Genomic DNA, 23868 nt, shown 5'->3' on the forward strand with positions numbered 1-23868 from the left:
ACGGGCGGGAAGCGTATGGCTCGCCCGGGCTCTGCCCGCAATCGTCGCATCCGCCGGGTCGCGGGCACAGTTCTGTCGCTTGCCCTGACATTATTGGGCTTACTACTGGTAACCTTCATTATCGGGCGGGTCATGCCGATTGACCCGGTCCTGAAGGTCGTGGGCGATCGTGCCTCGCAGGCGCAATATGACGCGGTCTATCAGGCCATGGGACTGGATCAGCCGCTGGCGGTGCAGTTCCTGCGCTATATCGGCGAAGTGCTGACCGGCGATTTCGGGCGTTCCATTTCGACCGGCCAGCCGGTGCTCCAGGATATCAAGCGGGTTTTTCCAGCAACATTGGAGCTGGCGGCGCTGGGCACGTTGATCGGCGTCAGCATCGGCGTGCCGCTGGGCGTGATTGCGGCGGCGCGGCGCGGCGGCTGGATCGATCAGATCGCGCGGGTCGTGGCGCTTGTCGGGTATTCCATGCCGATTTTCTGGCTGGGGCTGATGGGGCTTCTGGTATTCTACGGCATCCTCGGCTGGGTCGGCGGACCGGGCCGGCAGGGCATCATCTATGACGGGATGGTCCCCCATGTGACCGGGATGATCCTTGTCGATTCGCTGATCACGGGCGACTGGGGGGCCTTCAGGGATGCTTTCAGCCATATCATCCTGCCGGCAAGCCTGCTGGGATATTACAGTCTTGCCTATATCAGCCGCATGACCCGCAGTTTCATGCTGGAACAGCTTTCGGCGGAATATATCACCACGGCTCGCGTCAAGGGAATGTCCGAGCGCGCGGTGGTCTGGCGTCACGCCTTCCGCAATATCTCGATCCCTCTCGTAACGGTGATTGCGCTCAGCTTCGGATCGTTGCTCGAGGGGTCGGTGCTGACCGAAATCATCTTCAGCTGGCCGGGGCTGGGGCAATATATCACCAACACCCTGCTGGCTGGGGATATGAACGCGGTGCTGGGCGGCACGGTCGTCGTCGGTGTCTGCTTTATCGGGCTGAATCTTCTCAGCGATATTCTTTATCGTGTGCTGGATCCGAGGTCGAAATGAGCGAAACCGAACTTTCCCGCCCGATATCCCGCCGCGAATGGCTTTTGTCAGATGCTCCGCAAAGCCGCCGGCAGGCGCAGCTTGGCGCGCTTTATCAGGGATGGCTGACATTCCGCGCGAACAAGCTGGCCATGTTCGGGCTGATCATCCTGATCCTGCTGTTCGGCATGGCGATATTCGCGCCCTGGCTTGCGCCGCAAAGCCCGTTTTCACAGAATCTTGCCGACCGGCTGCAACCGCCATCGGCAGCGCATTGGCTGGGCACCGATTCCTTTGGTCGCGATATCCTGTCGCGCCTGATTCACGGTTCCCGGATTACATTGTTCATCGTTGGCACCGTGGCACTGATCGCGCCGGTGGTGGGTCTGCTGATCGGCACTATCGCGGGATTCGCTGGCGGATGGGTTGATCAGCTGCTGATGCGGATCACCGACATCTTTCTGGCCTTCCCCAAGCTGATCCTTGCACTCGCCTTCGTTGCCGCCCTTGGTCCAAGCATCGGCAACGCCGTTCTGGCGCTGGCCCTGACGGCATGGCCGCCTTATGCCCGCCTTGCGCGTGCCGAAACGCTGACCATCCGCAATGCCGATTACATCGCTGCCGCAAGATTGCAGGGCGCGGGGCCGATGCGGCTGTTGATCCGGCATATCTGGCCGCTTTGCGTCAGTTCGCTGATCGTGCGCGTGGCCCTTGATATGGCGGGCATTATCCTGTCGGCGGCAGGGCTGGGCTTTCTGGGCCTTGGTGCGCAGCCGCCCATGCCCGAATGGGGCGCGATGATCTCGGATGGCAGGATCTATATCCTCGACTATTGGTGGGTGGCCGCGATGCCCGGCCTTGCGATCTTCATCGTCAGCCTTGCATTCAATCTGCTGGGAGACGGGCTGCGCGATGTTCTGGATCCGAAAGGAGCCAAGGAATGAGCACGCCTCTGCTATCCGTCAAGAACCTGTGTGTCACCTTTGCCAGCCGTCGCGGCGATTTTCAGGCCGTCCGCGGCGTCAGCTTTGAGCTTGGCCGCGAAAGGCTGGGAGTGGTGGGCGAATCCGGTTCGGGGAAATCCATGACCGGCCGCGCCATTCTGGGCCTCGTCCGTCCGCCGGGCCGGGTCACCGCCGACCGGATGGAGCTCGAGGGGCAGTCGATCCTGAACCTGCCGGAACGCCGGATGCGCAAACTGCGCGGCAGCCGGATCAGCATGGTGATGCAGGATCCGAAATTCAGCCTGAACCCGGTCATGACGGTCGGCGATCAGATCATGGAGTCCTACCGGCTCCATGCTGGCGGAGGCCGTGCCGCCGCACGCCAGAAGGCGCTCGAGATGCTGAATGCGGTCCGGATTCGCGACCCCGAGCGGGTCATGGACACCTATCCGCACGAGGTTTCGGGCGGGATGGGGCAGCGGATCATGATTGCCATGATGCTGGCGCCCGACCCGCAGATCCTGATCGCGGACGAACCCACCTCGGCGCTTGACGTTTCGGTCCGGGGCGAGGTGTTGAATATCATGGATGGGTTGGTGCGGGACCGCGGGATGGGGCTGATTTTCATCAGCCACGATCTGAACCTGGTCGCAAAATTCTGTGATCGGGTGCTGATCATGTATGCAGGCCGCGTTGTCGAAAGCCTGCCCGCGCGCGATCTCCATAATGCCCGACATCCATATACGCAGGGCTTGTTGCGCAGCCTGCCGCGCCTTGACACGCCGGTCGAACGCCTTCCGGTCCTGCAACGCGAAGAAAGTTGGCGCAGCGGTGAACTCGATCCGTCGCCTGAGACGTAAGATGCGTCTTCCTCGTAGACATATCCATAGACGACAGGGCCGCCCATGCTGAATGTTTCCGATCTTGATGTCTGGTTCGGCGATCCTCCCGACCGTGTGGATGCGGTCAGGGATGCTGCCTTTTCCGTGTCCAAGGGGGAAAGCTTCGGTTTGGTAGGCGAGTCGGGTTCGGGAAAATCCACCATCTTAAGGGCGATCGCCGGCCTGATCGACAGCTGGTCGGGGCAAATCGAAGTCGATGGTACGCGGATCGAGGGTGCGCGCCGCGACAGGGCATTTTACAAGACCGTGCAGATGGTATTTCAGGATCCCTATGCCAGCCTGCATCCCCGCCATTCTGTCGACGCGGTGCTGTCCGAAGCGCTTCGGCTACAGGGGATGGGCGATATCGACCGGCGCATCACCCGGCTGCTGGAGGATGTCGGGCTGGGGAAAGGGTTCCGTTTCCGCTATCCGCATCAATTGTCGGGTGGCCAGCGCCAGCGCGTCGCCATCGCCCGGGCCCTTGCCGCCGAACCGCGCCTGCTGCTGCTGGACGAGCCGACCAGTGCGCTGGATGTCAGCGTACAGGCGGAAATTCTGAACCTTCTGAAGGAATTACGGGAAGAGCACGGGCTGACCTATGTGATGGTCAGTCACGATCTGGCGGTGGTCGGGCATATCTGCGACCGGCTGGCGGTAATGCAACAGGGACAGATCGTCGAAATCATGTCCGTGGACGCCCTGCGCCGGGGAGCGGGTGAACAGGATTACACCCGACACCTGATCGCTGCCTCGCAGTGATGATGAATGAAGGGCAGCATCCATGCAGGCAGGGCGCGAGGCATAGCGGGCTGAAATTCCTGTGTGTCCTGATCATCTGTTTTTCCCTGATCGTCCCGTTTTCTGTCTGCGCGTGATGCAGGTTTTACTGCCGGGGAAATAGACGAACTGGCAGCCGCTACCCTCTGCTTTGCCATCTGGAATGACGCCCCTGATTCCCGATGATATCTTTGGTGATCAGGCGCGTTTTCCGAAGATGATCTCAGGCATCCGCTTTTTCGACCGCGCGTGCGGATCGATTGTTTTCGACCAGCTTTTCAACAAGATTTTTGTAATTATTAAGATAAGTCTGTCGCGTATACCGTTCCAACCCGTCCGAGCAGGACTTGGAGTATTTTTCCGGATCAAGCAGCACTTTCCTTATTGCTTCTGCGATATCGTCTACTTTTCCCGGCTTGATCAGATATCCGTTCGATCCCGATTTGATCATTTCCTGGGGACCATATTTGACGTCATAAGTAATAACCGGGCATGCGGCGGATAACGATTCAAGGATGGAAAGCCCAAATCCTTCGGTCAGGGTGGGATATAGTGACGCCAAAGCGCCGTTGAATTCTGCCAATGGCTCTTTCGTATAACCCATCAGCTTGATCCTGTTCTGACATTTCAGGCGCTTGATCAATGCGGTCAACTCTTTTCCGCCGCTTCCTTTCCCGTATATCAGATAATCGACATCAGGAAATTCTTTCTTTATTTTCGCAAACGCCTTGATACATTCGTCAATCGGTTTCCCTGACAGATCAAGCCGGGATATCGTTATGATATTTTTCCTCTTCTGTGGTTTAACCGGCTTTGCCTCATAATAATGAGGTATAACAGCCACCTCTTGTGATGGCTTCAGGTCAAGCTCGATTTCCTTTTTATGCACATTGGTTGCGGTGATGATCGCTTGACCATCGAAATCATCGACGAATTTCTTGTAAACGGGAAGGAGAACACCCTTTTGATCGCGATGTTCAGCATGCAGGAAAAGTGCCCGGGGGGTTTTTATGACATTCGACAGGTATGATCCTTTGATCCCATCCACAAATGTAACCGTATCCTGAAGCTCCACCATTTCCAGAAGGTTCCGCGCCAGCGCCTTCTGTGTCCGGCAGAGCCGGCCGGTTATCAGGTTTTTCCCAACCAGATATTTGTCGTTCTTGGTTTTGAGCCAGCGAATCGGCCTGCTTTCCGCATAATCTGTTGTTTCTGTCGTGCCATCTGAATTATTAACGATTTTATTTATGATAAACCCATTCAAAAGGGTGAAATGGATCGTATTTTTACCGTTTACAACTTTGCGATCCGTGATGGTGCCGACAGGTGATTTCTTGTTGTCGTCTTTCATGACAATCTTGCCATCACGTGAGTATACAATTTTACTTCCCTGTTTCTTTGCATTATCAAAATCGGGAAACCCGTTGAATAACTTTACCCCCTCTGTGATCGCAACCGGGGCGCAAAGTTCCGGCAATGTGAAATGCTTGACCTCCGGCGCCAATGTTCCTTCTTTTCTAAGGGATTCTATATCAAGTTTTTGTTCTACAGAATGGGCGGTTGTCATCAGGATGGCCGAAAATCCATCCATTTCGGAAAACCCGTTCAATCTATTGTAAATCGCTTTTACTTTTCCTCCGCCACGCAATAAAACCTCTTCCGTGATGCTGATGACTTTGATCATGATGTGGCTCCGAAAGGTAATCAGGGTGATTGTGCCTTCGATATAGGCGTATTTACTCGTGACTACTACCGCTTGTGCGAAAACGTCATCGCGACAAGCTGAATTTTGCTGTCCTATTATCCGGAAAGTTGCAAGCCAGCAATGGCGCCGACTCTGGGTTGTGGCGCGGTTTTCACCATGCTGTGAAAATGCCGGCGCCGGGATATAATCCGATAAGACCTGCTTCTTCTGCTGACCACTATCTTCGCTTGCAGCCCGATCCGGTTAATCGGGAACCAGTGCCGCCATCTTCATGGCCACAATCCATTACGCAAGCCAACTACGAAGGCGTAGCTGAAACAGCTACCGCCTTGGTACATATCTTGGAAATGGTGAGCCCGACAGGATTCGAACCTGTGACCCACTGATTAAAAGTCAGTTGCTCTACCAACTGAGCTACGGGCCCAACGGGGGGTTTACTAGGTGGCCCGGCGGGGGGCGTCAAGCGGAAATCATTCCTCTCTGGCGGATTTTTCTCGGGCGTCTTATATGCGGGGCATGAGTGCTGATCTTCCCCAGGCTCTGCCCTTCATGAAAATGCACGGGCTGGGCAATGATTTTGTCGTGATCGACCTGCGCGCCGGTGGCCAGCCTCCGGCGGCGGGGCTGATCATGCGAATTGCCGACCGGAATCGGGGGGTCGGATTCGATCAGCTTGCGACGATTGAAGCAGATGAACAGGCCGATCTGCGGCTGAGATTCTGGAATCCTGACGGATCGGTCAGTGCCGCCTGCGGGAACGCGACACGTTGCATTGCGCGTTATGTCATGGATGAAACCGGCCGTGACCGCCTGAGTTTGCGCACCGATCACGGGACCTTGCAGGCTGAGGATGCCGGGGCGGGGATGACGCGGGTGAATATGGGGCATCCCGTATTTGACTGGCGGCAGATACCCTTGGCACAGGATGTCGATATCGATCATTTGCCGATCCCGGGCGATCCCGTTGCGACGGGGATGGGAAATCCGCATATGACCTTCTTCGTCGAGGATGCCGCCGCCGTCGATCTGGAAGGATTCGGAGCCAGGCACGAACATCACCCCCTTTACCCCGAACGCAGCAATGTCGAGATCGTGCAGGTTCTGTCCCGCGATGAAATCCTTCTGCGGATATGGGAGCGGGGGACGGGCCCGACACTGGCCTCTGGCTCTTGTTCATGCGCGGCAGCGGTGGCCGCCGCGCGGCGCGGGCTTACGGGCAGGCGGGTCAAGGTCAATGTGCCTGGCGGCGTCCTGCATATCGACTGGCGCGAGGATGGCGTCTGGATGGAAGGCGCGACCGCGCATGTCTTTTCAGGCATGCTGACGCCGGAATGGTTATCCGAATGAGCGCGCCGGTCTTTTCCACGCTGGGCTGCCGCCTGAACGCCTACGAGACCGAGGCCATGCGCGAGATGGCCGAGTCGGCGGGAATGTCGGGCGCGGTCGTGGTGAATACCTGCGCCGTGACAGCCGAAGCCGTGCGCAAGGCGCGGCAGGAAATCAGGCGGCTGGCGCGGGAAAATCCGGGCGCACCGGTGATCGTGACGGGCTGCGCGGCGCAGACCGAGCCGGAAACCTTTGCCGCCATGCCCGAAGTGACCCGGGTGATTGGCAATCACGAGAAGATGCAGCCCGAGACATGGGCGAATATGCGAACGCCCGATCTGATCGGCGAAACCGAAAAGATCCGCGTTGACGATATCATGTCGATCAAGGAAACGGCGGGGCATCTGATCGACGGGTTCGGCCGGCATCGCGCCTATGTGCAGGTGCAGAATGGCTGCGATCATCGCTGTACCTTCTGCATCATTCCTTATGGTCGCGGGAATTCGCGCAGCGTGCCTGCGGGTGTGGTGGTCGAGCAGATCAAGCGTCTTGTGGGGCGTGGCTTCAACGAGGTGGTCCTGACCGGTGTTGACCTGACCTCGTGGGGCGCCGATCTGCCCGGGCAGCCCCGGCTGGGTGATCTGGTGATGCGGATCCTTCGGCTGGTGCCGGATCTGCCGCGCCTGCGGATCAGCTCTATCGACTCAATCGAGGCGGATGAGAATCTGATGCTTGCGATCGCGACCGAATCCCGGCTGATGCCGCATCTGCATCTGTCGTTACAGGCTGGCGATGATATGATTCTCAAGCGGATGAAACGGCGTCATCTGCGTGATGACGCCATCAGGTTCTGTGAAGAGGCACGCCGCTTGCGCCCCGAGATTGTTTTCGGTGCGGATATCATCGCAGGCTTTCCGACCGAGACCGATGCGATGTTCGAAAACTCCCTGCGACTGGTCGAGGAATGCGGCCTGACCTTCCTGCATGTCTTTCCCTATTCTGCACGCAAGGGAACTCCGGCGGCACGGATGCCTGCGGTAAAGGGGCCGGTCATCCGCGAACGCGCGGCAAGGCTGCGCGAGGTGGGGGACAAGGCGTTACAACAACATCTGAGGGCACAGGTCGGGCGTGTTCATCATGTGCTGACCGAAGGGCCGCGGCTTGGCCGGACAGAACAATTCACCGAAGTCAGCTTTGCGACGGAACAGCCCGAGGGTACATTGCTGAAACTGGAAATTTCCGGGCAGGACGGCACGCGGCTTGTGGCGTGAATGACGCACCCGGTTTCGCATTCGATATGACCGGGCGGGCTTTCAGAACAGGCTGAGCTGATCGCCTTTTCGTGCCGGAGGACCGAAGCGGCTGCAATCCAGTGGCGGCCTGCTTTCCCGAAACCCCAGACGTTTCCTCGCCAGCCGGAACCGCTGATGCATCAATTGCGCCTCTATCCCGGTACCGGTGAAGCGAAATCCGTAACGCGGATCATTATCGCGACCGCTGCGCATGGCCTGAACCCGGTTCATGACATGTGTGGCCATCCCCGGCCGATGACGCTCCAGCCAGTCCCGGAACAGCGGTGCGACCTCTCGCGGCAGACGCAGCGGGATCATGCTTGCCCATCTGGCTCCGGCATCATGGGCGGCGGATAATATCGATTCGATCTCGGCCTCGGTCAGGACCGGTATCACCGGGGCAACCATGACCCGAACCGGTATACCGGCATGCGACAGCTCCCTGATCATGCCAAGCCGGGTCCGGGGCGTCGGAGCGCGTGGTTCCAGAAGCCGTGCGAGTTCGGCATCCAATGTGGTCACACTGATCCCGATTTCTGCCTGATCCTTCGCCGCCATCTCGACCCAAAGGTCGATATCGCGCAGCACCGTCCGCCCGCGCGTCACCAGCGTGGCCGGATGGTTCCAGTCACGCAGCACCCGCAGAATACCGGGCATGATCGCCAGCTTCGCCTCGATCGGCTGATAGGGGTCGGTATTCGTTCCCAGGGCAATTGGCGCGGCATTGTAGGAAGGCCGGGCAAGCTCTTTCTCAAGCAGTTGCGCGGCGCTGGGCTTGGCGGTGATCTTCGTTTCGAAATCCAGCCCCGGCGACAGTCCCAGATAGGAATGGCTGGGCCGCGCATAGCAATAGACGCAACCATGTTCACAGCCGCGATAAGGATTGATGGAGCGATCAAAACCGATATCCGGCGAGCTATTGCGCGTGATTATCGAACGCGGACGCTCGATCATCAGATCGGTTTTAAGCAGGTGGGTGTCCTCTTCGATATCCCAGCCATCGGATTCGCGTATCCGCTGATGCCGTTCGAACCGGCCATCGGGGCGGGTATCCGCGCCACGGGCCTTCAGGCGTTCATCTGGATTACGAGGCGGCAGCATGGAATATTTATAGAACAAAACATGAACAAAATCCAGCAAAACTTTCCACGATCCTGCCCACAAACCTATAGGTTTCCGTCGAACCGCCCTAATAGGGGCGGTCCATCCGCGCATAGATGGCAACCCGGCCTTTCGCGGGGCTGGACCAGTTCAACCGGATCTGGCGTTTTTGCGTGCCGATCTGGGTCTGCACCCAGGGCATCTGTGTGACCGCGTCGCCAGAGGCATTGGTGATCCGGCTTTCAGCCACGACAGAGGTAACGGACATCGCCCGGCCTTTGAAGGGTAATCCGTTCAGTTCCGGTGATGTCCATGTTCTGGACGCGCTGGTCTGATTGATCGAAACCAGCAGCGGATTCGCGACATAGGTCGAGATGCCGTTGAATGTGTTCTCGGTGAAATGCACATTCCGCATCTTGCCATAATCGAGATCCGCGATCGAATTATCCACGCGATCGATCCGCTCCACAATGCTGTCATGCGTTTTGAAGACATTACCCACGACGGATAATCCGTGCAGGTAATGACCCTTGCCATATGGCTTGACGACCAGCCAGGAAAACCACCGGACGGAACTGCCGGTCAGGAATGTGTTGCCGGTGATGGTCAGAGCGCCGAAGCTGTATTGCTGGCCATTGAAATCCGGGTACTCGCTATGCTCATTCGTCCACTCGATCGAGGCATTATCGACATAGTTCCCGGTGATCGTGACCTGCACATGTGGCTGTGTCAGCACCAGCCCGGCATAACGCAGGCCCGCATCCGCACTGTCGCCCTGAAACCAGTGATTGCCGCTGATGATATGGCCGCCGCCATGGGCGATCATGAAATGCGCAAAGCGCACGAACCGGCTGTGACGGATCTTCACGTCATTCGCATTGACATTGATGGCGATGCTCTTGCGTTCCTGTGCAAGAACATCGAGCTCGTTCGAGATGAACTGACAGCTATCCACCATCAGATCCTGACAGCCCCGGCCGATCGAGGTGATGCCGCGATCCCTGGGGCGGGTGATGTAGCAGTTGCGGATCGCATTGGTCTGGCCGTCGCGCGCCAGCATGATCGCACTGGCGACGCCCTGGCAATTGATGTCGAGATCCACGAAATTGAAGCGGGCAAGCTGCTCCAGACCCGAGAAGTCAAGCATGTAACGGAAACGTTCGAAGCTGTACCGCCACGTTCCCGCACCACCATATAGCGGCTGAGACAATTCCAGTCTGCGCTTACCGATATTCCGGCTTTTGACATAGACCTCCCGCCCGACGCCGGTTCCCGTCACCAGACTGCCGGGTTCGATCGCCGCGATATTCTCGACATTGGTCAGTGCCGTCGGATCGGCGGGATCATAGTTTGCCATGCTGCGCACGAGCTTGGAATTCCATGCACCTCCGGCAGTGGCAAGCAGGCTGCCATTCGCGATCACCCGCCGGTTGGAATATCCGCGCAGATCGGGTGCCAGGCGATGCACTTCCAGCGGTTCTGTAATCTCGACCCTGCGCCCGCACAGATCGAGAGTCACGTGATCGGTATATCCCAGCAATGCTTGCAGGGCTTTCTTGAAGCCCGGGGTTTCGCCTCCGAACGCATCCGCATAGGTCGGCAGGTCGAAACTTTTTAATAGCGACACTCGCGTCGAAGCTGATGTCTTTAATCTACCTTTGAAGCGGATCCGTGAATTGATGCTCAGATTGCCGCCGATGAAATATTCGCCCTCGGGCACAAGGATACTCCCGCCATTCGCGGCATGATCGGCGGCAATGAAGGCGGCGCGGTCATCGGTGATCCCGTCGCCTTTGGCACCAAAATCCAGAACATCCACCCAATCGATGAGCGCAGGGACAAAACCGGTCGTGACATTCTCGATCCGCAGGGATTCGATCCGGACCGCGCCGCCATTGTCGCCGATCAGATCAAGACCGAAATGACCGAATGCCGGTTTGATGCCCCAGGCCAGGTCCACTCCGGGGCGGGATCCCGGGCCGACAATGGCGCTGATCTCTACAACCTGATTGTATTTCCGGATGGCCACCACGGGACCTGTCTCGGTCAGCCCCGTGACATGAGCGCGTGTCCGGTCGCGTGGCCAACCGGCGATGCGGACACTGCATAACGGCCCGGAAAGAATCTTAACCCTTGCCGAGATCCGCAAATAGGTGCCCGGAATGATCGGGGTATCGCCCTGATATCGTATCCTTGTCGTGGCTTTTTCCTTGCGGATTTCCAGACAGGTGCCGAAATGCTGATCATCCGGAACGATTCCCGCATTGCGCGCCGTGGCCCAATTCGCCTCGTTCTCGCTACCATTCCCCTGTGACCAAAGCTCAAGTCCCGCACTGAACGGTGCAGGCGCAAGCAGTAGTTGATTGGTGATTGCGATCGTCATGCCCATGTCTCCCTGAAATCCGATGCGGCTCAGGGAATACCCCTTTGCTGCATGGATGGGAGATAACTCGCCAACCCCTAATCCGGACTAAAGACCGCGCGCGTTGCGCAGCCGCAAAACTGTAACGATCAGACACGAACGGGGCAGGGCGGATATTCACTATCACCCTGCCGCCGGAAATTCCTATGACGATTGCGCCGCCAGCAACTCACCGGCAAGTGCGCGCTCGATCAAATCGCGGGTTTCATCGATCCCGTAAAGCGCGATGAAGCCGCCGAACCGTGGTCCCTGATCCGCGCCCAGCAGCACCTGATACAAGGCGCTGAACCAGTTCCGCAAAGGCTCGAACCCGTGGTCTTTTCCAACCGCGAACACCATGGATTGCAGGGTTTCCGCATCAACAGGCTGATCCCATGCGGCAAGCCGCGCGGCCAGATCTTCCATGGCCCTGCGCTCGATATCGTCCGGAGCCCGGAACTGCCGTGCAGGCGCCACGAAATCGTTGAAATAGCGCAGGGCGAAATCTGCGGCCTGATCGAGTCCGGGATGGGTTTCGGGACTGGCTTCGGGCGCATAGCGGCGAATGAAGCCCCAAAGCCCCTCCTTGCCCGAGGCCCCCGCGACCGATGCAAGATTCAGCAGCATCTGGAACGACACGACCAGATCCGAGGCGGGCACGTTATCGCCGTGAATATGTCGCACCGGGTTCATGAGTTTCTGTTCGGCGGTCTGTTCCGGATAGGCGCGCAATTGTTGATGATATTCGTCCACCGCCTTGGGGATGACGTCGAAATACATCCGCTTTGCCGTTTTGGGTTTCTGATACATGAAGTAAGACAGGCTCTCGGTGGCCGCATAGGTCAGCCATTCGTCGATCGAAAGCCCGTTGCCCTTGGATTTGCTGATCTTCTGCCCGTTCTGGTCAAGAAACAATTCATAGGTAAAATGTTCCGGTTTCCTGCCGCCAAGTATCTCGCAGATGCGATCATAGATCGGCGTATTCGTGGAGTGATCCTTCCCATACATCTCGAAATCCACATCCAGCGCGGCCCATCGGGCGCCGAAATCGGGTTTCCACTGCAATTTGACCTGGCCACCTGTCACCGGCAGGGTCAGCTCCTCACCCTCATCATCGAAGGTGATCGTTCCGGCACGGGCATCGACATGCTTGATGGGGACATAAAGCACGCGGCCGGATTTGGGGCTGATCGGCAGGAAGCAGCTATAGGTCTGCTGGCGCTCTTCGCGCAGGCTGGCCAGCATCACCTCCATGATCCTGTCATATTGCTCGGCCGCACGCAGCAGCACCGGATCGAACCGGCCCGAGCGATAGAAATCCGTGGCACTGATGAACTCGTATTCGAATCCGAACGTGTCCAGAAAGCGGCGCAACATGGCATTGTTGTGCTGGCCGAAACTTTCATATTGTCCGAACGGATCGGGCACCGAAGTCAGCGGCTTTTGCAGATGCTCGCGCAACAGCTCGGGCTGCGGGACATTGTCCGGCACTTTGCGCATTCCGTCCAGATCGTCCGAAAAGCAGATCAGCTTGGTCGGGATATCGCTGATGATTTCGAAGGCTCGGCGGATCATCGTCGTTCGCGCCACCTCGCCAAAGGTGCCGATATGCGGCAGGCCCGAGGGGCCATATCCGGTCTCGAACAGAACGTAACCCTTCTCGGGGGCCTTCTTTTCAAAGCGTTTAAGCACCCGGCGCGCCTCTTCGAACGGCCAGGCCTTCGATTTCATCGCGGCATCGCGCAAGGTGGTCATCGCATTTTCTCCTGTAACGGGACCTTGCCGCCTTATTGAAAGGCCGAGCAATCGTCAATATTCTGGTGTCCGACCCTGACGGAGACATGACATGACGACGGACTTGCCTTCCCTTTCTCCCTGCGATGCGCTGGTTGCCGTCATGGTCGCCGTTTCCGCCTCGGATGAGAACATGCGCACCGCTGAACTGGTGGCGATTCAGCGCATGGTCGATCATGCACCGATTTTCGCGGATTATGACGACGACCGGATCCGCCCCGTCAGCCAGACCGTCATGACCCTGTTTGAAGAAGAGGACGGGCTTGACGCGTTTTTCGGTCTGATCCGCGAGGCATTGCCCGAGAAACTTTATGAAACCGCCTATGCGCTTGCCTGCGATGTCGGCGCGGCCAATGGCCGTCTTTACGAAGGCGAAATTGCCATGCTCGCAGAGATCCGCGATCAGCTTAACATCGTGCGCCTGCATGCTGCCGCGATCGAGCTTTCGGCGCGGGTACGCCACCGGGTGCTGTAGCGCAGTCGCTGCGCTAAGGCGGACTGCCCGATCCTGAAGGATTGCGGCAGGAAATCTGATCGGCGTTAACCCCGGCCTGCGGCTGTCAGTCGCCGGATCAGCCGTCCCCGCGCCGCGGGTAACGGATGGCCGACCAGTTCTGCCGCAAGCCGGCCTTCAAGGAAATGCCCTGTGATGGCCAATCCTTCGGCAAGCCCATTGCCGCGATTGTCGCCCGCGCCGCCAAGCATTGCAGGCAAGGGCAATAGCCGCTCGGCCCATTCTCCGGCGCCTTCCCGGCTGACAGCCCGGCCCGAACGCGGGCTGACATATGCCAGCCCATCCCGCGTTCCGGTCACGGCGCATGTGTTCAGATCAAGGCCGAAGCCCATCTCGTCAAGCAGGCGCATTTCCCAATACAGGTAATCTTCTGCCCAGTCGCGGCCCTCATCCATGGCATCCAGCAACGCTTCGGTTGCCGCGACCAGGGCCGGATGCGGATCGCGCTCGGGCAGGGCAAAGCGCAGCAGCGCGCATATCGCATTCAACCCCGCCAGCCCAAGAGGATCCGCCAGAAGCGCCGCGCGTTGCCGGACCGGCTCGACCGCGAAATGTCCCAGATGATTCTCTTGTCGCGCCCGCCAGTGTAACGCCAGACGCGATCCGGGTTGCAGCATTGCCGCCCGCTTGCGCGAGGCCCCGCCGGGCACCAGCCCGACATGGCGGCCATGTTGCAGGGTCAGCACATCCAGAATGACCGCGGTTTCCCCATGCGTCCGGCCAGAGATGACGGTGCCTTCAGCCTGCCATTCCATGATCGTCTTTCTCAAATGCGGGGATCAGGCTGGCATGATGCGGCGTTTCGCACAAGCCTTGTCCTTTACACAGCGCTTTTAACCCAAATTCAGCCGCGACCGCGATCCTGGCGGATATCGCCGATCGTCAGGACCGGCGCGGCTTCGATATCGGCGGCGTTCAGCATCAAGGCAACCCTGTTCAGCACAGACAGGATCATCTGTTGTTCCCAGGTTTCCAGTTTTTGGTACTTTGCAACGAAATGCTGCTGCAGCGCGCTGGGAGCGCTGCGCAAAGCCTCGACCCCGGCCGGGGCGATAACGACATGGGTCTGTCGCCTGTCCGTGCTGGAACGTTCGCGGTGGACCATTCCACGGTTTTCAAGCTGATCGACAAGTGCGGTGACGGTCGCCTGACGGACTCCCATCTGGTTGGCCATGGCGGTCGGCGTGGCGTTGCCTTCCTTGCGTCCCGACAGGATTTGCAGCACGCGCAGCTTGGCAGGCGTCAGGCCCGCCGCCTGCGCCAGTTCCCGCTCGTACAGCTCGGTCGCCCGCAGAATACGCCGTAAAGCGATCAGGGTATCGTCAAGTTGTTTGTCATCGGAACCGTCCATATCCACATCATCACATGAAAGATCGAACCGGTTCAATCTGTAAGCTTCGTGTAAAATATTTCGCTTGACTAATGACTTTCTGACATCGCAATGCGGTGATATTATAAAAAACCCATGAAAATACAGAAAATTAACCGGAAATAGCCAAAACTTGCCGATAAGGTTGCAACCAAAGCGTGTTTTTATTAATTAGTATCACGAAGCAATTCAGAGGCCTGATTAATGCCCAAGGACGTGAACGAGATCGAAAAGCAACGCATGCGGACACTTGTCCTGCGCAAACCCCGAAGCACCGACGGCTCTGCCATCTGGGAATTGGTGCGGGAATGCAGTCCGCTGGATGAGAACTCGATGTATTGCAATCTCGTGCAGGCCGAACATTTCAGCGACACCTGTGTAGTGGCCGAGATGGGCGGCAATATCGTTGGCTGGATTTCAGGCCACATGATCCCGAACGAGGATGCGCTTTTCGTCTGGCAGGTGGCTGTCAGCCCGCGTGCGCGGGGTCTTGGGCTTGGCCGCAGGATGCTTGAACATCTGATCGGTCGTGACGCTTGTGCCGAAGCCGATCGGCTGAATACTACGATCACCAAGGATAACGAGGCATCCTGGGCGCTGTTCCGCAGCTTGGCCCGCGAGGTCGGCGGAGAGATTTCCGACAAGGCGCATTACAAGCGCGACACCCATTTCGATGGCCAGCACGCGACCGAACATATGGTGACGATTACTCTCCCGGCCGCGGATGCGTCGGAGACCTCTGACGCTGCCTGAAGCGTGCCTCGTATTCCAGGAATTCATCAGAACGCACGACGTGCGAAAGGACTTTCAATGTCTGACGACATGATTACGAAGCTTGACCCCGAAATTTTCACGCGCCGCGAAAGCGAGGCGCGTTCGTATTGCCGAAGCGTTCCGGCGGTATTCACCTCTGCGAGCGGTTCGATCCTGACCGATCAGGACGGTGTGGAGTATATCGATTTTCTGGCTGGCTGCTCATCGCTGAACTACGGCCATAACGATGCAGATATGAAAGATGCGCTTGTCCGGCATATCACCTCGGACGGGCTGGCCCACGGACTGGATCTGCATACCGATACCAAGGCCGGGTTTCTGACAGCGTTCGAGCGTCATATCCTGACCCCCCGCGACATGGACCACCGCGTGATGTTCACCGGCCCGACCGGCGCGAACGCGGTCGAGGCGGCGATGAAAATTGCCCGCAAGGTCACCGGGCGCACGAATATCATCGCTTTCACCAACGGATTCCATGGCGTCACGATGGGCGCATTGGCCGCGACCGGAAACGGCTATCATCGCGGCGGCGCGGGCATGGACAAGCAGGGCGTCACCCGCATGCCCTATGACGGCTATGCCAAGGGGGTGAATGCTGCCGCGTTGCTTGACCAGATGCTGTCCGATGCCTCGGGCGGGATCGATGCGCCTGCCGCGATCATGCTTGAGACAATACAGGGCGAGGGCGGGCTGAACGCCGCTTCGGATGAATTTGTCGGCAAGATTGCCGATATCGCGAAAAAGCATGGCGCATTGCTGATCATCGACGATATTCAGGCAGGCTGCGGCCGCAGCGGCACGTTTTTCTCGTTCGAGAAGATGGGCGTCATGCCGGATATCGTCACCATGGCGAAATCCATCTCGGGTTTCGGTCTGCCGCTTGCGCTGGTGCTCGTGCGTCCGGAATATGACGTGTTCGGCCCTGCCGAGCATAATGGCACATTCCGCGGCAATACCCATGCCTTCGTGACAGCCCGCGTCGCCATCGAGAAATTCTGGGCGAACAAGGCATTCGAAACGGAATTGGCCGAAAAGGCCATGCTGATCGAGAAGCGCCTGACCGAACTGGCCGATCTGGTTCCCGGCGCTTTCCTGAAAGGGCGCGGCCTGATGCGCGGCGTTGACGTGGGCACCGGCGAACTGGCCGATGAAATCTGTGGCCGTGCCTATGAAAAGGGCCTGATCATCGAAACCTCTGGCAGTGACGGGCAGGTCGTCAAGGTGCTTGCCCCGCTGACAACCTCGGTCGAGATTTTCAACAAGGGATTTGATATCCTGCTGGAATCGGCAGAAGAAGTCCTTGCCACAACCAAGATAGCTGCGGAGTAACAAAGATGATCGTGCGCGATTTCAACAAATTGAAAGATACCGATTCTTCAGTTTCGGATGCCCGGTGGAATTCGGTCCGGATGCTGCTGGCCGATGACGGGATGGGATTCTCGTTCCATATCACCACGCTGGAAGCCGGCTCCGAGCATACATTTCATTACAAGCACCATTTCGAAAGCGTCTATTGTATGTCGGGCAAGGGCTCGATCACCGATCTGGGCACCGGCGAGACGCATGAGATCAAGCCGGGCGTCATGTATGCATTGAATCTGAATGACAAACACACCCTGCGGGCCGAGGAAGAGCTGGTCATGGCCTGCTGCTTCAACCCGCCCGTGACGGGCAAGGAAGTTCACCGCGAAGATGGCTCTTATGCTCCGGTGGAAGAACTGACGGACTGAATATGACCCACACTGTCGATAAAATCGGCGGCACGTCGATGTCGCGCATCAATGAATTGCGCGACACGCTGATCATCGGCGATCGCAGCGGGGCTGATCTCTACGGGCGCATCTTTGTCGTCTCGGCCTTCGGCGGGATCACCAACCTGCTGCTGGAACACAAGAAATCGGGCGAGGCCGGGGTTTATGCCGCTTTTGCCAGCTCGGATTCCGATCATGGCTGGCACGAGGCGCTTGATCGCGTGGCCCAAGCCATGGCCCGGGCGCATCAGGCTGTTCTGGACCATCCCGCCGATACAGAGCGCGCCGATGCTTTCGTCCGCGACCGCATCCTTGGCGCCCGCAATTGCCTGATCGATTTGCAGCGCCTTTGCTCTTACGGCCATTTCCGGCTGTCCGAACATATGATGCAGACCCGCGAACTTCTGTCGGGGCTGGGCGAGGCGCATTCCGCCTTTGTCACCACGCTGATGCTGCAGCGAGCCGGCGTGAACGCCCGCTTTGTCGATCTGTCGGGCTGGCAGGATGAAGGCGATGTCAGTCTTGACCAGCGTATCGGGGGGGCGATGGACGGTGTCGATCCCGCGAATGAAATGCCTATCGTCACCGGTTATGCGCAATGCAGCGAAGGTCTGATGCGCGAATTCGACCGGGGTTATTCCGAAGTGACCTTTTCGCGGCTGGCGGCACTGACCGGCGCGCGCGAGGCGATCATTCACAAGGAATTCCACCTGTCCTCCGCCGATCCGAACCTTGTCGGGCAGAAGGCCGTGCGCAAACTGGGCCGGACGAATTACGATGTGGCCGACCAGCTGTCCAATATGGGGATGGAGGCCATCCATCCCAAGGCAGCCAAGACCCTGCGCCAGTCAGGCGTACCGCTGCGGGTCACCAATGCGTTCGAACCGGAGGATCCCGGCACCCTGATCGACGACCAGCCCACGGACGAGGCGCGGGTCGAGATCGTGACCGGGCTTGATCTTTTCGCTTTCGAATTGTTCGAGCAGGATATGGTCGGTGCGAAAGGATATGACGCCACGGTGCTGGAAATCCTGACCCGGCATAATGTCAGAATTGTCTCGAAAGTGTCGAACGCCAACACGGTCACGCATTACGTCGACACGTCGCTCAAGGTTTTGCGCAGGGTCGAGAAGGATCTGGAGCAGCGTTATCCCTCGGCGGAGGTGACCTCGCGGGCGATCTCGATGGTGGCGGCGATCGGGCGCGATCTGAATGGCTTGGCGGTGCTGAGCCGTGGTCTGAACGCATTGGCTGATAACGGGCTGGAAGCAATCGGCGCGACACAGGGGCCGCGTCCGGTCGATGTCCAGTTCATCGTGGAACGCGATGTCATGAAGCCTGCGATCCGGGCCCTGCATCATGCGCTGGTCGAACAGGAACCGCAGGGGCTGTTGAAGGCGGCGTAATACCGGATTGTCCGTGAGTGATGACCCCGGCCCGCAGATAATCCTGCGGGCCGGGGTCATTCATTGCCGCGCAAGCGCCCGCGTCTTTGCTTGCTTAATCGTTCATGTTGGATTAACTGCATCTTGCTTCGGTTCCGGGCGTCATGCCCGGTGAAAAGGGAACGCGGTGCAAACCCGCGACTGCCCCCGCAACTGTGAGCGGCGAGCGAAGCCGGAGGATGCCACTGTCTGCGACATTGCGGATGGGAAGGCCCGGCCAAGCAAGGACCCGCAAAGTCAGGAGACCTGCCAAAGCGATCACCCTGAGTGCATGCGAGGGGCATGCGCGATACGGTTTTTCCGTCGTGGTGATACTCGCGTTCGGCAGCCGGTCTGTCCGGGCAAAATGTATCCAGCCCGCTACCGGGCGGCCGACAGGAAATCGACAGATGAGAATCATCGCAATTCTGACTGTAACCACCGCACTTACGGCATTTTCCTCGAACGCGCAGGAGCCTGTTCTCCTGTCCGAGATCACCCTGACCGCCGGCAGCGAGGCCACCGAACTCAGCCGTTCGGGCAGTTCGGTTTCGGTGCTTGACGAAGACAGCCTCGCGAACCGGACCGGGCAACCCATATCGCAAAGCATCAGCCGGTTGCCGGGGGTCACCATGACTCAGTCCGGGCCGCTGGGAACGACTGGAAACCTGCAGGTCCGGGGCGCGCCTGCGCAATATGTGCCCGTGATCATCGACGGGATCGACGTCTCGGATCCGGCGGCGGGGCAGCCCGCTTTCGATATCGGCGGCATGACTGGTGCGAATCTCGGGCGGGTCGAACTTTTACGCGGAACGCAATCGTCGCTTTACGGGTCGCGCGCGGTTGGCGGTGTGCTCAGCATGCAATCGCTGCGCCCGGAACAGGAGGGTTCGCACCATCGTTTCGCGATCGAAGCGGGCAGCTTCAATACGCTATTGGCCAGTTACGGCGTCACGTTGCGGCAGGGTGGAACGGATCTGGCGTTCTCGGCCAGCCGGATCCACAGCGACGGATTTTCCGCCAAGGACGAGAATGACGGCAATTTCGAGCGTGACGGATATGACGCCACCCGTCTGAATTTCTATGCGGCGCATGAATTGCAGAACGGGGCAATTATCGGCCTCAACGGTTTCTGGGAAAAAAGCGAGGGCGATTTCGACGAGTTCGGCGGTGATATCACGGGCACACCGGGCGATGAATATAACGAACGCGAATCCTATGGGCTGCGTGCCTTCGCGCAGTTCTCGACTGGCGAGGTTCAGCACGATGTCGCCCTGACCCGCTATCATATCGACCGCATGAGTTGGACGAATGGTCATGGTGATCCTTTTGTCGGCACCCGCACCAAATTGTCCTGGCAGGGCGCAATGGATCTGGGCGGTGCGGGCACGCGCCTGATCATTGGTGCGGATACCGAGAAGGAAAAATCCGAAGGCAACGGCGATTCCCGCATGACGGGCGCTTTCGCGGAAATCGCGGTGCCGATCAGTCCCCGGCTTGACGTCAACGCATCGCTGCGCCGCGATGAACATTCGCGTTTCGGCGGTTATACCTCGGGCCGTCTGACGGCCGTCTATCGCGCCAACGAGGATTTGCTGTTCCGGGCCGCGGTCGGAAATGGCTTCCGCGCTCCGTCGCTTTATGAACTGTACGATTCCTACGGCAACCCGGATATGGAGCGCGAGGAAAGCGTGACCGCTGAACTCGGTGTCGAAAAGCGTTGGGGCGATGAGAATTATCTGCGTGCCACCGCGTTCTACACTGAAGCAGAGAACCTGATCGGCTTTGATAGGGAGTCGGTGTCCTGCAAGAGCGCGGTCGAGACGGGTTGGCCGGGATGCTACGCGCAGGTCGATGGAAAGGCCCGCCGCAAGGGGGTGGAACTCGATGGCCGCTTTGCTTTTGGCGCGGGCCACGCCCTGACGGCATCCTATACCTACACGGACAGCAATGTGATCGCGAACTGGGCGGATGTGCCCGCGCATAGTCTTCACCTTGGCGTCGAGACGGAATTCACAAGCGGGACCACGGCAGGTATCGCGCTGCGGTATCTGGCCCACCGGCCGGGAGAGCTGGAGGATTTCGCGACGGTTGATCTGTTGTTCAGCCATCCTCTGACCGAAAACGCTCAAGCCTATCTGCGCATCGAGAATATCTTCGACAAGCAATATCAATTGGTTGACAGCTATGGCACTCCTGATCGCTCTGTCTATGCGGGGCTGCGTGCGTCGTTCTAGGCGCATCTGCGGCTGGCTGGTGGCGATGCTGGTCGCCGCAGTCCTTCCCGCCGAGTCCGCGCCGCAGCGTGTGGTGTCGATGAATCTGTGCACCGATCAGATTGCCATGTTGCTTGCGGCGGAAGGGCAGTTGATTTCGGTCAGCGATCTGGCGGCGGATCCCCGGATGTCATCGATGGCGGACAAGGCTGCGGCGTACCAGGAAAATCATGGCCGGGCCGAGGAAATCTATCTGATGCGTCCCGATCTGGTTATTGCGGGGCAATTCACGCAAGGGCCGACCGTGCAGATGTTGCGGCGGCTTGGGATCCGCGTCGAGGTTTTTCCTCCGGCCGAAAGCATCGAGTCGATCCGCAAGGAGATCCGCCATATGGGGGCGTTGCTGGGCCGTGAGCAAGCGGCGGACGCCCTGCTTGCCGATTTCGATGAGGGTCTGGAGGCTACCGCCAGCAAGACCCGGCGCGGCAGGGCTGCGCTTTATTATGCGAATGGTTTCACCTCCGGGCGGAACACGCTGGCCGGGACGATTCTGGATGCGGCGGGTTACGATAATGTCGCCGGAGATTTCGGTATCGACGACACCTCGGCGCTGCCCATGGAACTGATCGTGATGTCGCAGCCGGACCGGGTGATTACCGGCTCGAAATGGCCCGGGCAATCCCGGTCCGAGGCGATCCTTGATCATCCCGCACTGAAGAAACTCTCATTCGGGGTCGCCGAGGCGACGGACCGGGACTGGGTTTGCGGCACCCCGTATATTCTTCGCGCCATCGGGGAACTGCAATGAAACCGGTTTTCGCCCTCCTGACGCTGCTGATGCTTGGGCTGTTCATCCTGTCTCTGGTAACCGGTCCCGCCGATCTGGGCATGGCTGACAGTCTTCTGGCGATGATATGGGGCGGCGACGGCCCGGTTCCGATCGTCATGCGCGAGATCCGTCTGCCGCGCGCGATCCTTGGGCTGGCAATCGGCGGGGCGCTTGGACTTGGCGGAGCGGCGATGCAGGGTTATCTGCGCAATCCGCTGGCCGAGCCGGGGCTGATCGGCGTTTCGGGGATGGCCGCGCTGGGGGCGGTTCTGGCGATTCAGACCGGAATGGCCCTGAACGCGCCACTTGTATTGCCGCTATCGGCACTGATCGGCGCGGCGGCCGGAGCGGGCCTGCTGATCCTGCTGGCCGGTCCGGGCGGCGGGTCGGTCACGCTGATCCTTGCCGGAATTGCCATCTCGGCATTGGCGAATGCCGGGACCGCATTGGTTCTCAACCTGTCTCCCAATCCCTACGCGGCGAATGAGATCGTCTTCTGGCTGATGGGATCGCTGGCCGACCGCTCGATGCTGCATGTCGCGCTTGCCTTGCCGTTGATCCTGCTGGGCGCTGTACTGGTCTGTGGCACGGCGCGCGGGCTGGATGCACTCACGCTGGGGGAATCCGCGGCGATGTCGATGGGAGTTTCGGCGGTGGCGCTAAGATGGCGCCTGATCGCGGGGCTGGCGCTTATGATTGGCCCGGCAACTGCGGTCGCCGGAGTAATCGGCTTCGTGGGGCTTGTCGTTCCGCATATCCTCAGGCCGTGGGTTGGCGCGCGCCCGTCGCTGCTGTTACCGGCATCGGCGCTTGGCGGTGCGATCCTTGTGCTGACTGCGGATATCGCCGTGCGGATGATCGTGCCCGAGAGGGATCTGAAACTGGGCGTGCTGACGGCGATCATCGGTGCGCCGCTGTTTCTGCATCTGATCTGGAAGACCCGCAGCGGAGGCAGGATATGAGTTTGCTCGAACTGCGGGAACTTTCGGTGATCCGGCGCAATCGGCAGGTGTTGAACGATGTTAGCCTGACCATTAACGAAGGTGAACTGGTCGGGCTGATCGGTCCGAACGGCGCGGGAAAATCGACCCTGATGGAGGCCGCGCTGGGGATGATTCCGTTTTCCGGCAGTTCCAGCCTTGCAGCGATGGGAACGGAAGGGCGCGCCCGCAAAGCCGCCTATCTGCCGCAATCGCGTGAAATTGCCTGGCCCGTCAGTGTCGAGGATCTGATCTCGCTGGGGCGCCTTCCCTGGCCGGGCGGCGGATACAGGGCAGAAGACAGGGACGCCATCGAATCCGCCATCACCCGCATGGAGCTGCAGCCATTCCGCCATCGGACCGCGCTGCGCCTTTCGGGGGGCGAACAGGCGCGGGTTCTGATTGCGCGGGCATTGGCGCAGCAAACCCCGCTGATCGTCGCGGATGAGCCGGTCGCGGGGCTTGATCCGGCGCAACAGCTTGCCTGCCTGCGCCTGTTCCGGCAACTCGCGCAAGAGGGCAGGGGCCTGCTTGTATCGTTGCACGATCTTGGGCTTGCCGTCCGGTTCTGCGACCGTCTCGTGCTTCTGGCCGGGGGAAGGGTGCTGGCAGATGGCGATCCCCGGCATGTGCTTCGGGACGAGACCGTGCAGGATGCGTTCGGCATCACCTTGCGCCATATCGAGACACCGGACGGACCGGCGGTTCTGCCGGTCTGAGGCTGTGCAGGGGGAATGGCCGGGACGGCAGGGGCGCTG

General features: G+C 59.2%; 21 protein-coding genes, 1 tRNA gene and 1 riboswitch. Of the genes, 15 read left to right on the top strand and 7 right to left on the bottom strand.

The features are described from left to right. Window positions 1-15 precede the first annotated feature (15 nt). The 4 genes from Q0601_RS01320 to Q0601_RS01335 are packed head-to-tail and all read left to right on the top strand — an operon-like array spanning window position 16 to window position 3616. Window positions 16-1050, top strand: a complete 1035-nt coding sequence (locus Q0601_RS01320; protein WP_305286722.1) for an ABC transporter permease — start codon at window positions 16-18, stop codon at window positions 1048-1050. Further along, a complete protein-coding gene (gene nikC / locus Q0601_RS01325; RefSeq protein ID WP_305286295.1) occupies window positions 1047-1973 on the top strand; it encodes a nickel transporter permease in 927 nt (308 codons plus the stop codon). The genes Q0601_RS01320 and nikC overlap by 4 nt, the downstream gene beginning before the upstream one ends. Then, entirely contained in the window at window positions 1970-2833 is an 864-nt protein-coding gene (locus Q0601_RS01330) for an ABC transporter ATP-binding protein (RefSeq protein WP_305286297.1), read from the top strand. Before nikC ends, Q0601_RS01330 begins: the two co-directional genes overlap by 4 nt. A gap of 45 nt (window positions 2834-2878) precedes the next feature. Continuing rightward, on the top strand, window positions 2879-3616 hold the full coding sequence (locus Q0601_RS01335) for an ABC transporter ATP-binding protein (protein ID WP_305286299.1): 738 nt from the start codon (window positions 2879-2881) through the stop codon (window positions 3614-3616). A gap of 241 nt (window positions 3617-3857) precedes the next feature. On the opposite strand, the gene Q0601_RS01340 is transcribed toward Q0601_RS01335, so the two are convergent. Both Q0601_RS01340 and Q0601_RS01345 read right to left on the bottom strand, forming a co-directional pair. Further along, a complete protein-coding gene (locus Q0601_RS01340) occupies window positions 3858-5318 on the bottom strand; it encodes a glycosyltransferase (RefSeq protein ID WP_305286301.1) in 1461 nt (486 codons plus the stop codon). Between the two features lie 369 nt (window positions 5319-5687). Next, a tRNA-Lys gene (locus Q0601_RS01345) sits at window positions 5688-5763 on the bottom strand. 83 nt (window positions 5764-5846) lie between these two features. Here Q0601_RS01345 and dapF point away from each other — a divergent pair. Then, window positions 5847-6686 carry a diaminopimelate epimerase gene (dapF, locus tag Q0601_RS01350; protein WP_370656079.1) on the top strand — a complete coding sequence of 280 codons (840 nt, stop codon included), beginning with the start codon at window positions 5847-5849 and terminating at the stop codon, window positions 6684-6686. Then, window positions 6683-7936 (top strand): tRNA (N(6)-L-threonylcarbamoyladenosine(37)-C(2))-methylthiotransferase MtaB, encoded by a 1254-nt coding sequence (gene mtaB, locus Q0601_RS01355; RefSeq protein ID WP_305286305.1) that lies wholly within the window; start codon window positions 6683-6685, stop codon window positions 7934-7936. The genes dapF and mtaB overlap by 4 nt, the downstream gene beginning before the upstream one ends. A gap of 42 nt (window positions 7937-7978) precedes the next feature. Here the strand turns inward: mtaB and Q0601_RS01360 are convergent, their stop codons facing one another. From Q0601_RS01360 to Q0601_RS01370, 3 genes are all read right to left on the bottom strand, one after another. Next, window positions 7979-9058: a PA0069 family radical SAM protein gene (locus tag Q0601_RS01360; protein ID WP_305286307.1), complete on the bottom strand. Its 1080-nt coding sequence runs from the start codon at window positions 9056-9058 to the stop codon at window positions 7979-7981. 88 nt (window positions 9059-9146) lie between these two features. Continuing rightward, window positions 9147-11441, bottom strand: coding sequence for a glycosyl hydrolase family 28-related protein (locus Q0601_RS01365; protein WP_305286309.1), 2295 nt, complete (start codon window positions 11439-11441; stop codon window positions 9147-9149). A gap of 183 nt (window positions 11442-11624) precedes the next feature. Then, window positions 11625-13214: a lysine--tRNA ligase gene (locus tag Q0601_RS01370; protein WP_305286311.1), complete on the bottom strand. Its 1590-nt coding sequence runs from the start codon at window positions 13212-13214 to the stop codon at window positions 11625-11627. 91 nt (window positions 13215-13305) lie between these two features. On the opposite strand from Q0601_RS01370, the gene Q0601_RS01375 reads away from it, so the two are divergent. Continuing rightward, on the top strand, window positions 13306-13728 hold the full coding sequence (locus Q0601_RS01375) for a tellurite resistance TerB family protein (protein ID WP_305286313.1): 423 nt from the start codon (window positions 13306-13308) through the stop codon (window positions 13726-13728). A 65-nt stretch (window positions 13729-13793) separates the two neighbouring features. Here the strand turns inward: Q0601_RS01375 and recO are convergent, their stop codons facing one another. Then, the gene (recO, locus tag Q0601_RS01380) at window positions 13794-14525 is read right to left on the bottom strand and encodes a DNA repair protein RecO (RefSeq protein ID WP_305286725.1); all 732 of its coding nucleotides are present in this window, start codon (window positions 14523-14525) and stop codon (window positions 13794-13796) included. 86 nt (window positions 14526-14611) lie between these two features. Beyond that, window positions 14612-15118, bottom strand: coding sequence for a MarR family winged helix-turn-helix transcriptional regulator (locus Q0601_RS01385; protein ID WP_305286315.1), 507 nt, complete (start codon window positions 15116-15118; stop codon window positions 14612-14614). Window positions 15119-15340: 222 nt separating this feature from the next. Here Q0601_RS01385 and ectA point away from each other — a divergent pair, with 222 nt between their 5' ends. From ectA to Q0601_RS01425, 8 genes are all read left to right on the top strand, one after another. Beyond that, complete coding sequence (gene ectA, locus Q0601_RS01390; RefSeq protein ID WP_305286317.1) at window positions 15341-15889, top strand: diaminobutyrate acetyltransferase; 549 nt, start codon at window positions 15341-15343, stop codon at window positions 15887-15889. A gap of 57 nt (window positions 15890-15946) precedes the next feature. Further along, a complete protein-coding gene (gene ectB, locus Q0601_RS01395; protein WP_305286319.1) occupies window positions 15947-17239 on the top strand; it encodes a diaminobutyrate--2-oxoglutarate transaminase in 1293 nt (430 codons plus the stop codon). 5 nt (window positions 17240-17244) lie between these two features. Continuing rightward, window positions 17245-17640 (top strand): ectoine synthase, encoded by a 396-nt coding sequence (locus Q0601_RS01400; protein WP_305286321.1) that lies wholly within the window; start codon window positions 17245-17247, stop codon window positions 17638-17640. 2 nt (window positions 17641-17642) lie between these two features. Next, window positions 17643-19067 carry an aspartate kinase gene (locus Q0601_RS01405; protein ID WP_305286324.1) on the top strand — a complete coding sequence of 475 codons (1425 nt, stop codon included), beginning with the start codon at window positions 17643-17645 and terminating at the stop codon, window positions 19065-19067. A 112-nt stretch (window positions 19068-19179) separates the two neighbouring features. After that, window positions 19180-19374, top strand: a riboswitch (cobalamin riboswitch). Window positions 19375-19495: 121 nt separating this feature from the next. Beyond that, window positions 19496-21322: a TonB-dependent receptor plug domain-containing protein gene (locus Q0601_RS01410; protein WP_305286326.1), complete on the top strand. Its 1827-nt coding sequence runs from the start codon at window positions 19496-19498 to the stop codon at window positions 21320-21322. Further along, window positions 21309-22109, top strand: coding sequence for an ABC transporter substrate-binding protein (locus Q0601_RS01415; RefSeq protein WP_305286328.1), 801 nt, complete (start codon window positions 21309-21311; stop codon window positions 22107-22109). The genes Q0601_RS01410 and Q0601_RS01415 overlap by 14 nt, the downstream gene beginning before the upstream one ends. Then, window positions 22106-23092, top strand: a complete 987-nt coding sequence (locus Q0601_RS01420; protein ID WP_305286330.1) for a FecCD family ABC transporter permease — start codon at window positions 22106-22108, stop codon at window positions 23090-23092. Before Q0601_RS01415 ends, Q0601_RS01420 begins: the two co-directional genes overlap by 4 nt. Next, complete coding sequence (locus Q0601_RS01425; RefSeq protein WP_305286332.1) at window positions 23089-23829, top strand: ABC transporter ATP-binding protein; 741 nt, start codon at window positions 23089-23091, stop codon at window positions 23827-23829. Before Q0601_RS01420 ends, Q0601_RS01425 begins: the two co-directional genes overlap by 4 nt. Window positions 23830-23868 lie beyond the last annotated feature (39 nt).

It is taken from the genome of Paracoccus wurundjeri (assembly GCF_030678915.1).
GTDB lineage: Bacteria > Pseudomonadota > Alphaproteobacteria > Rhodobacterales > Rhodobacteraceae > Paracoccus > Paracoccus onubensis_A.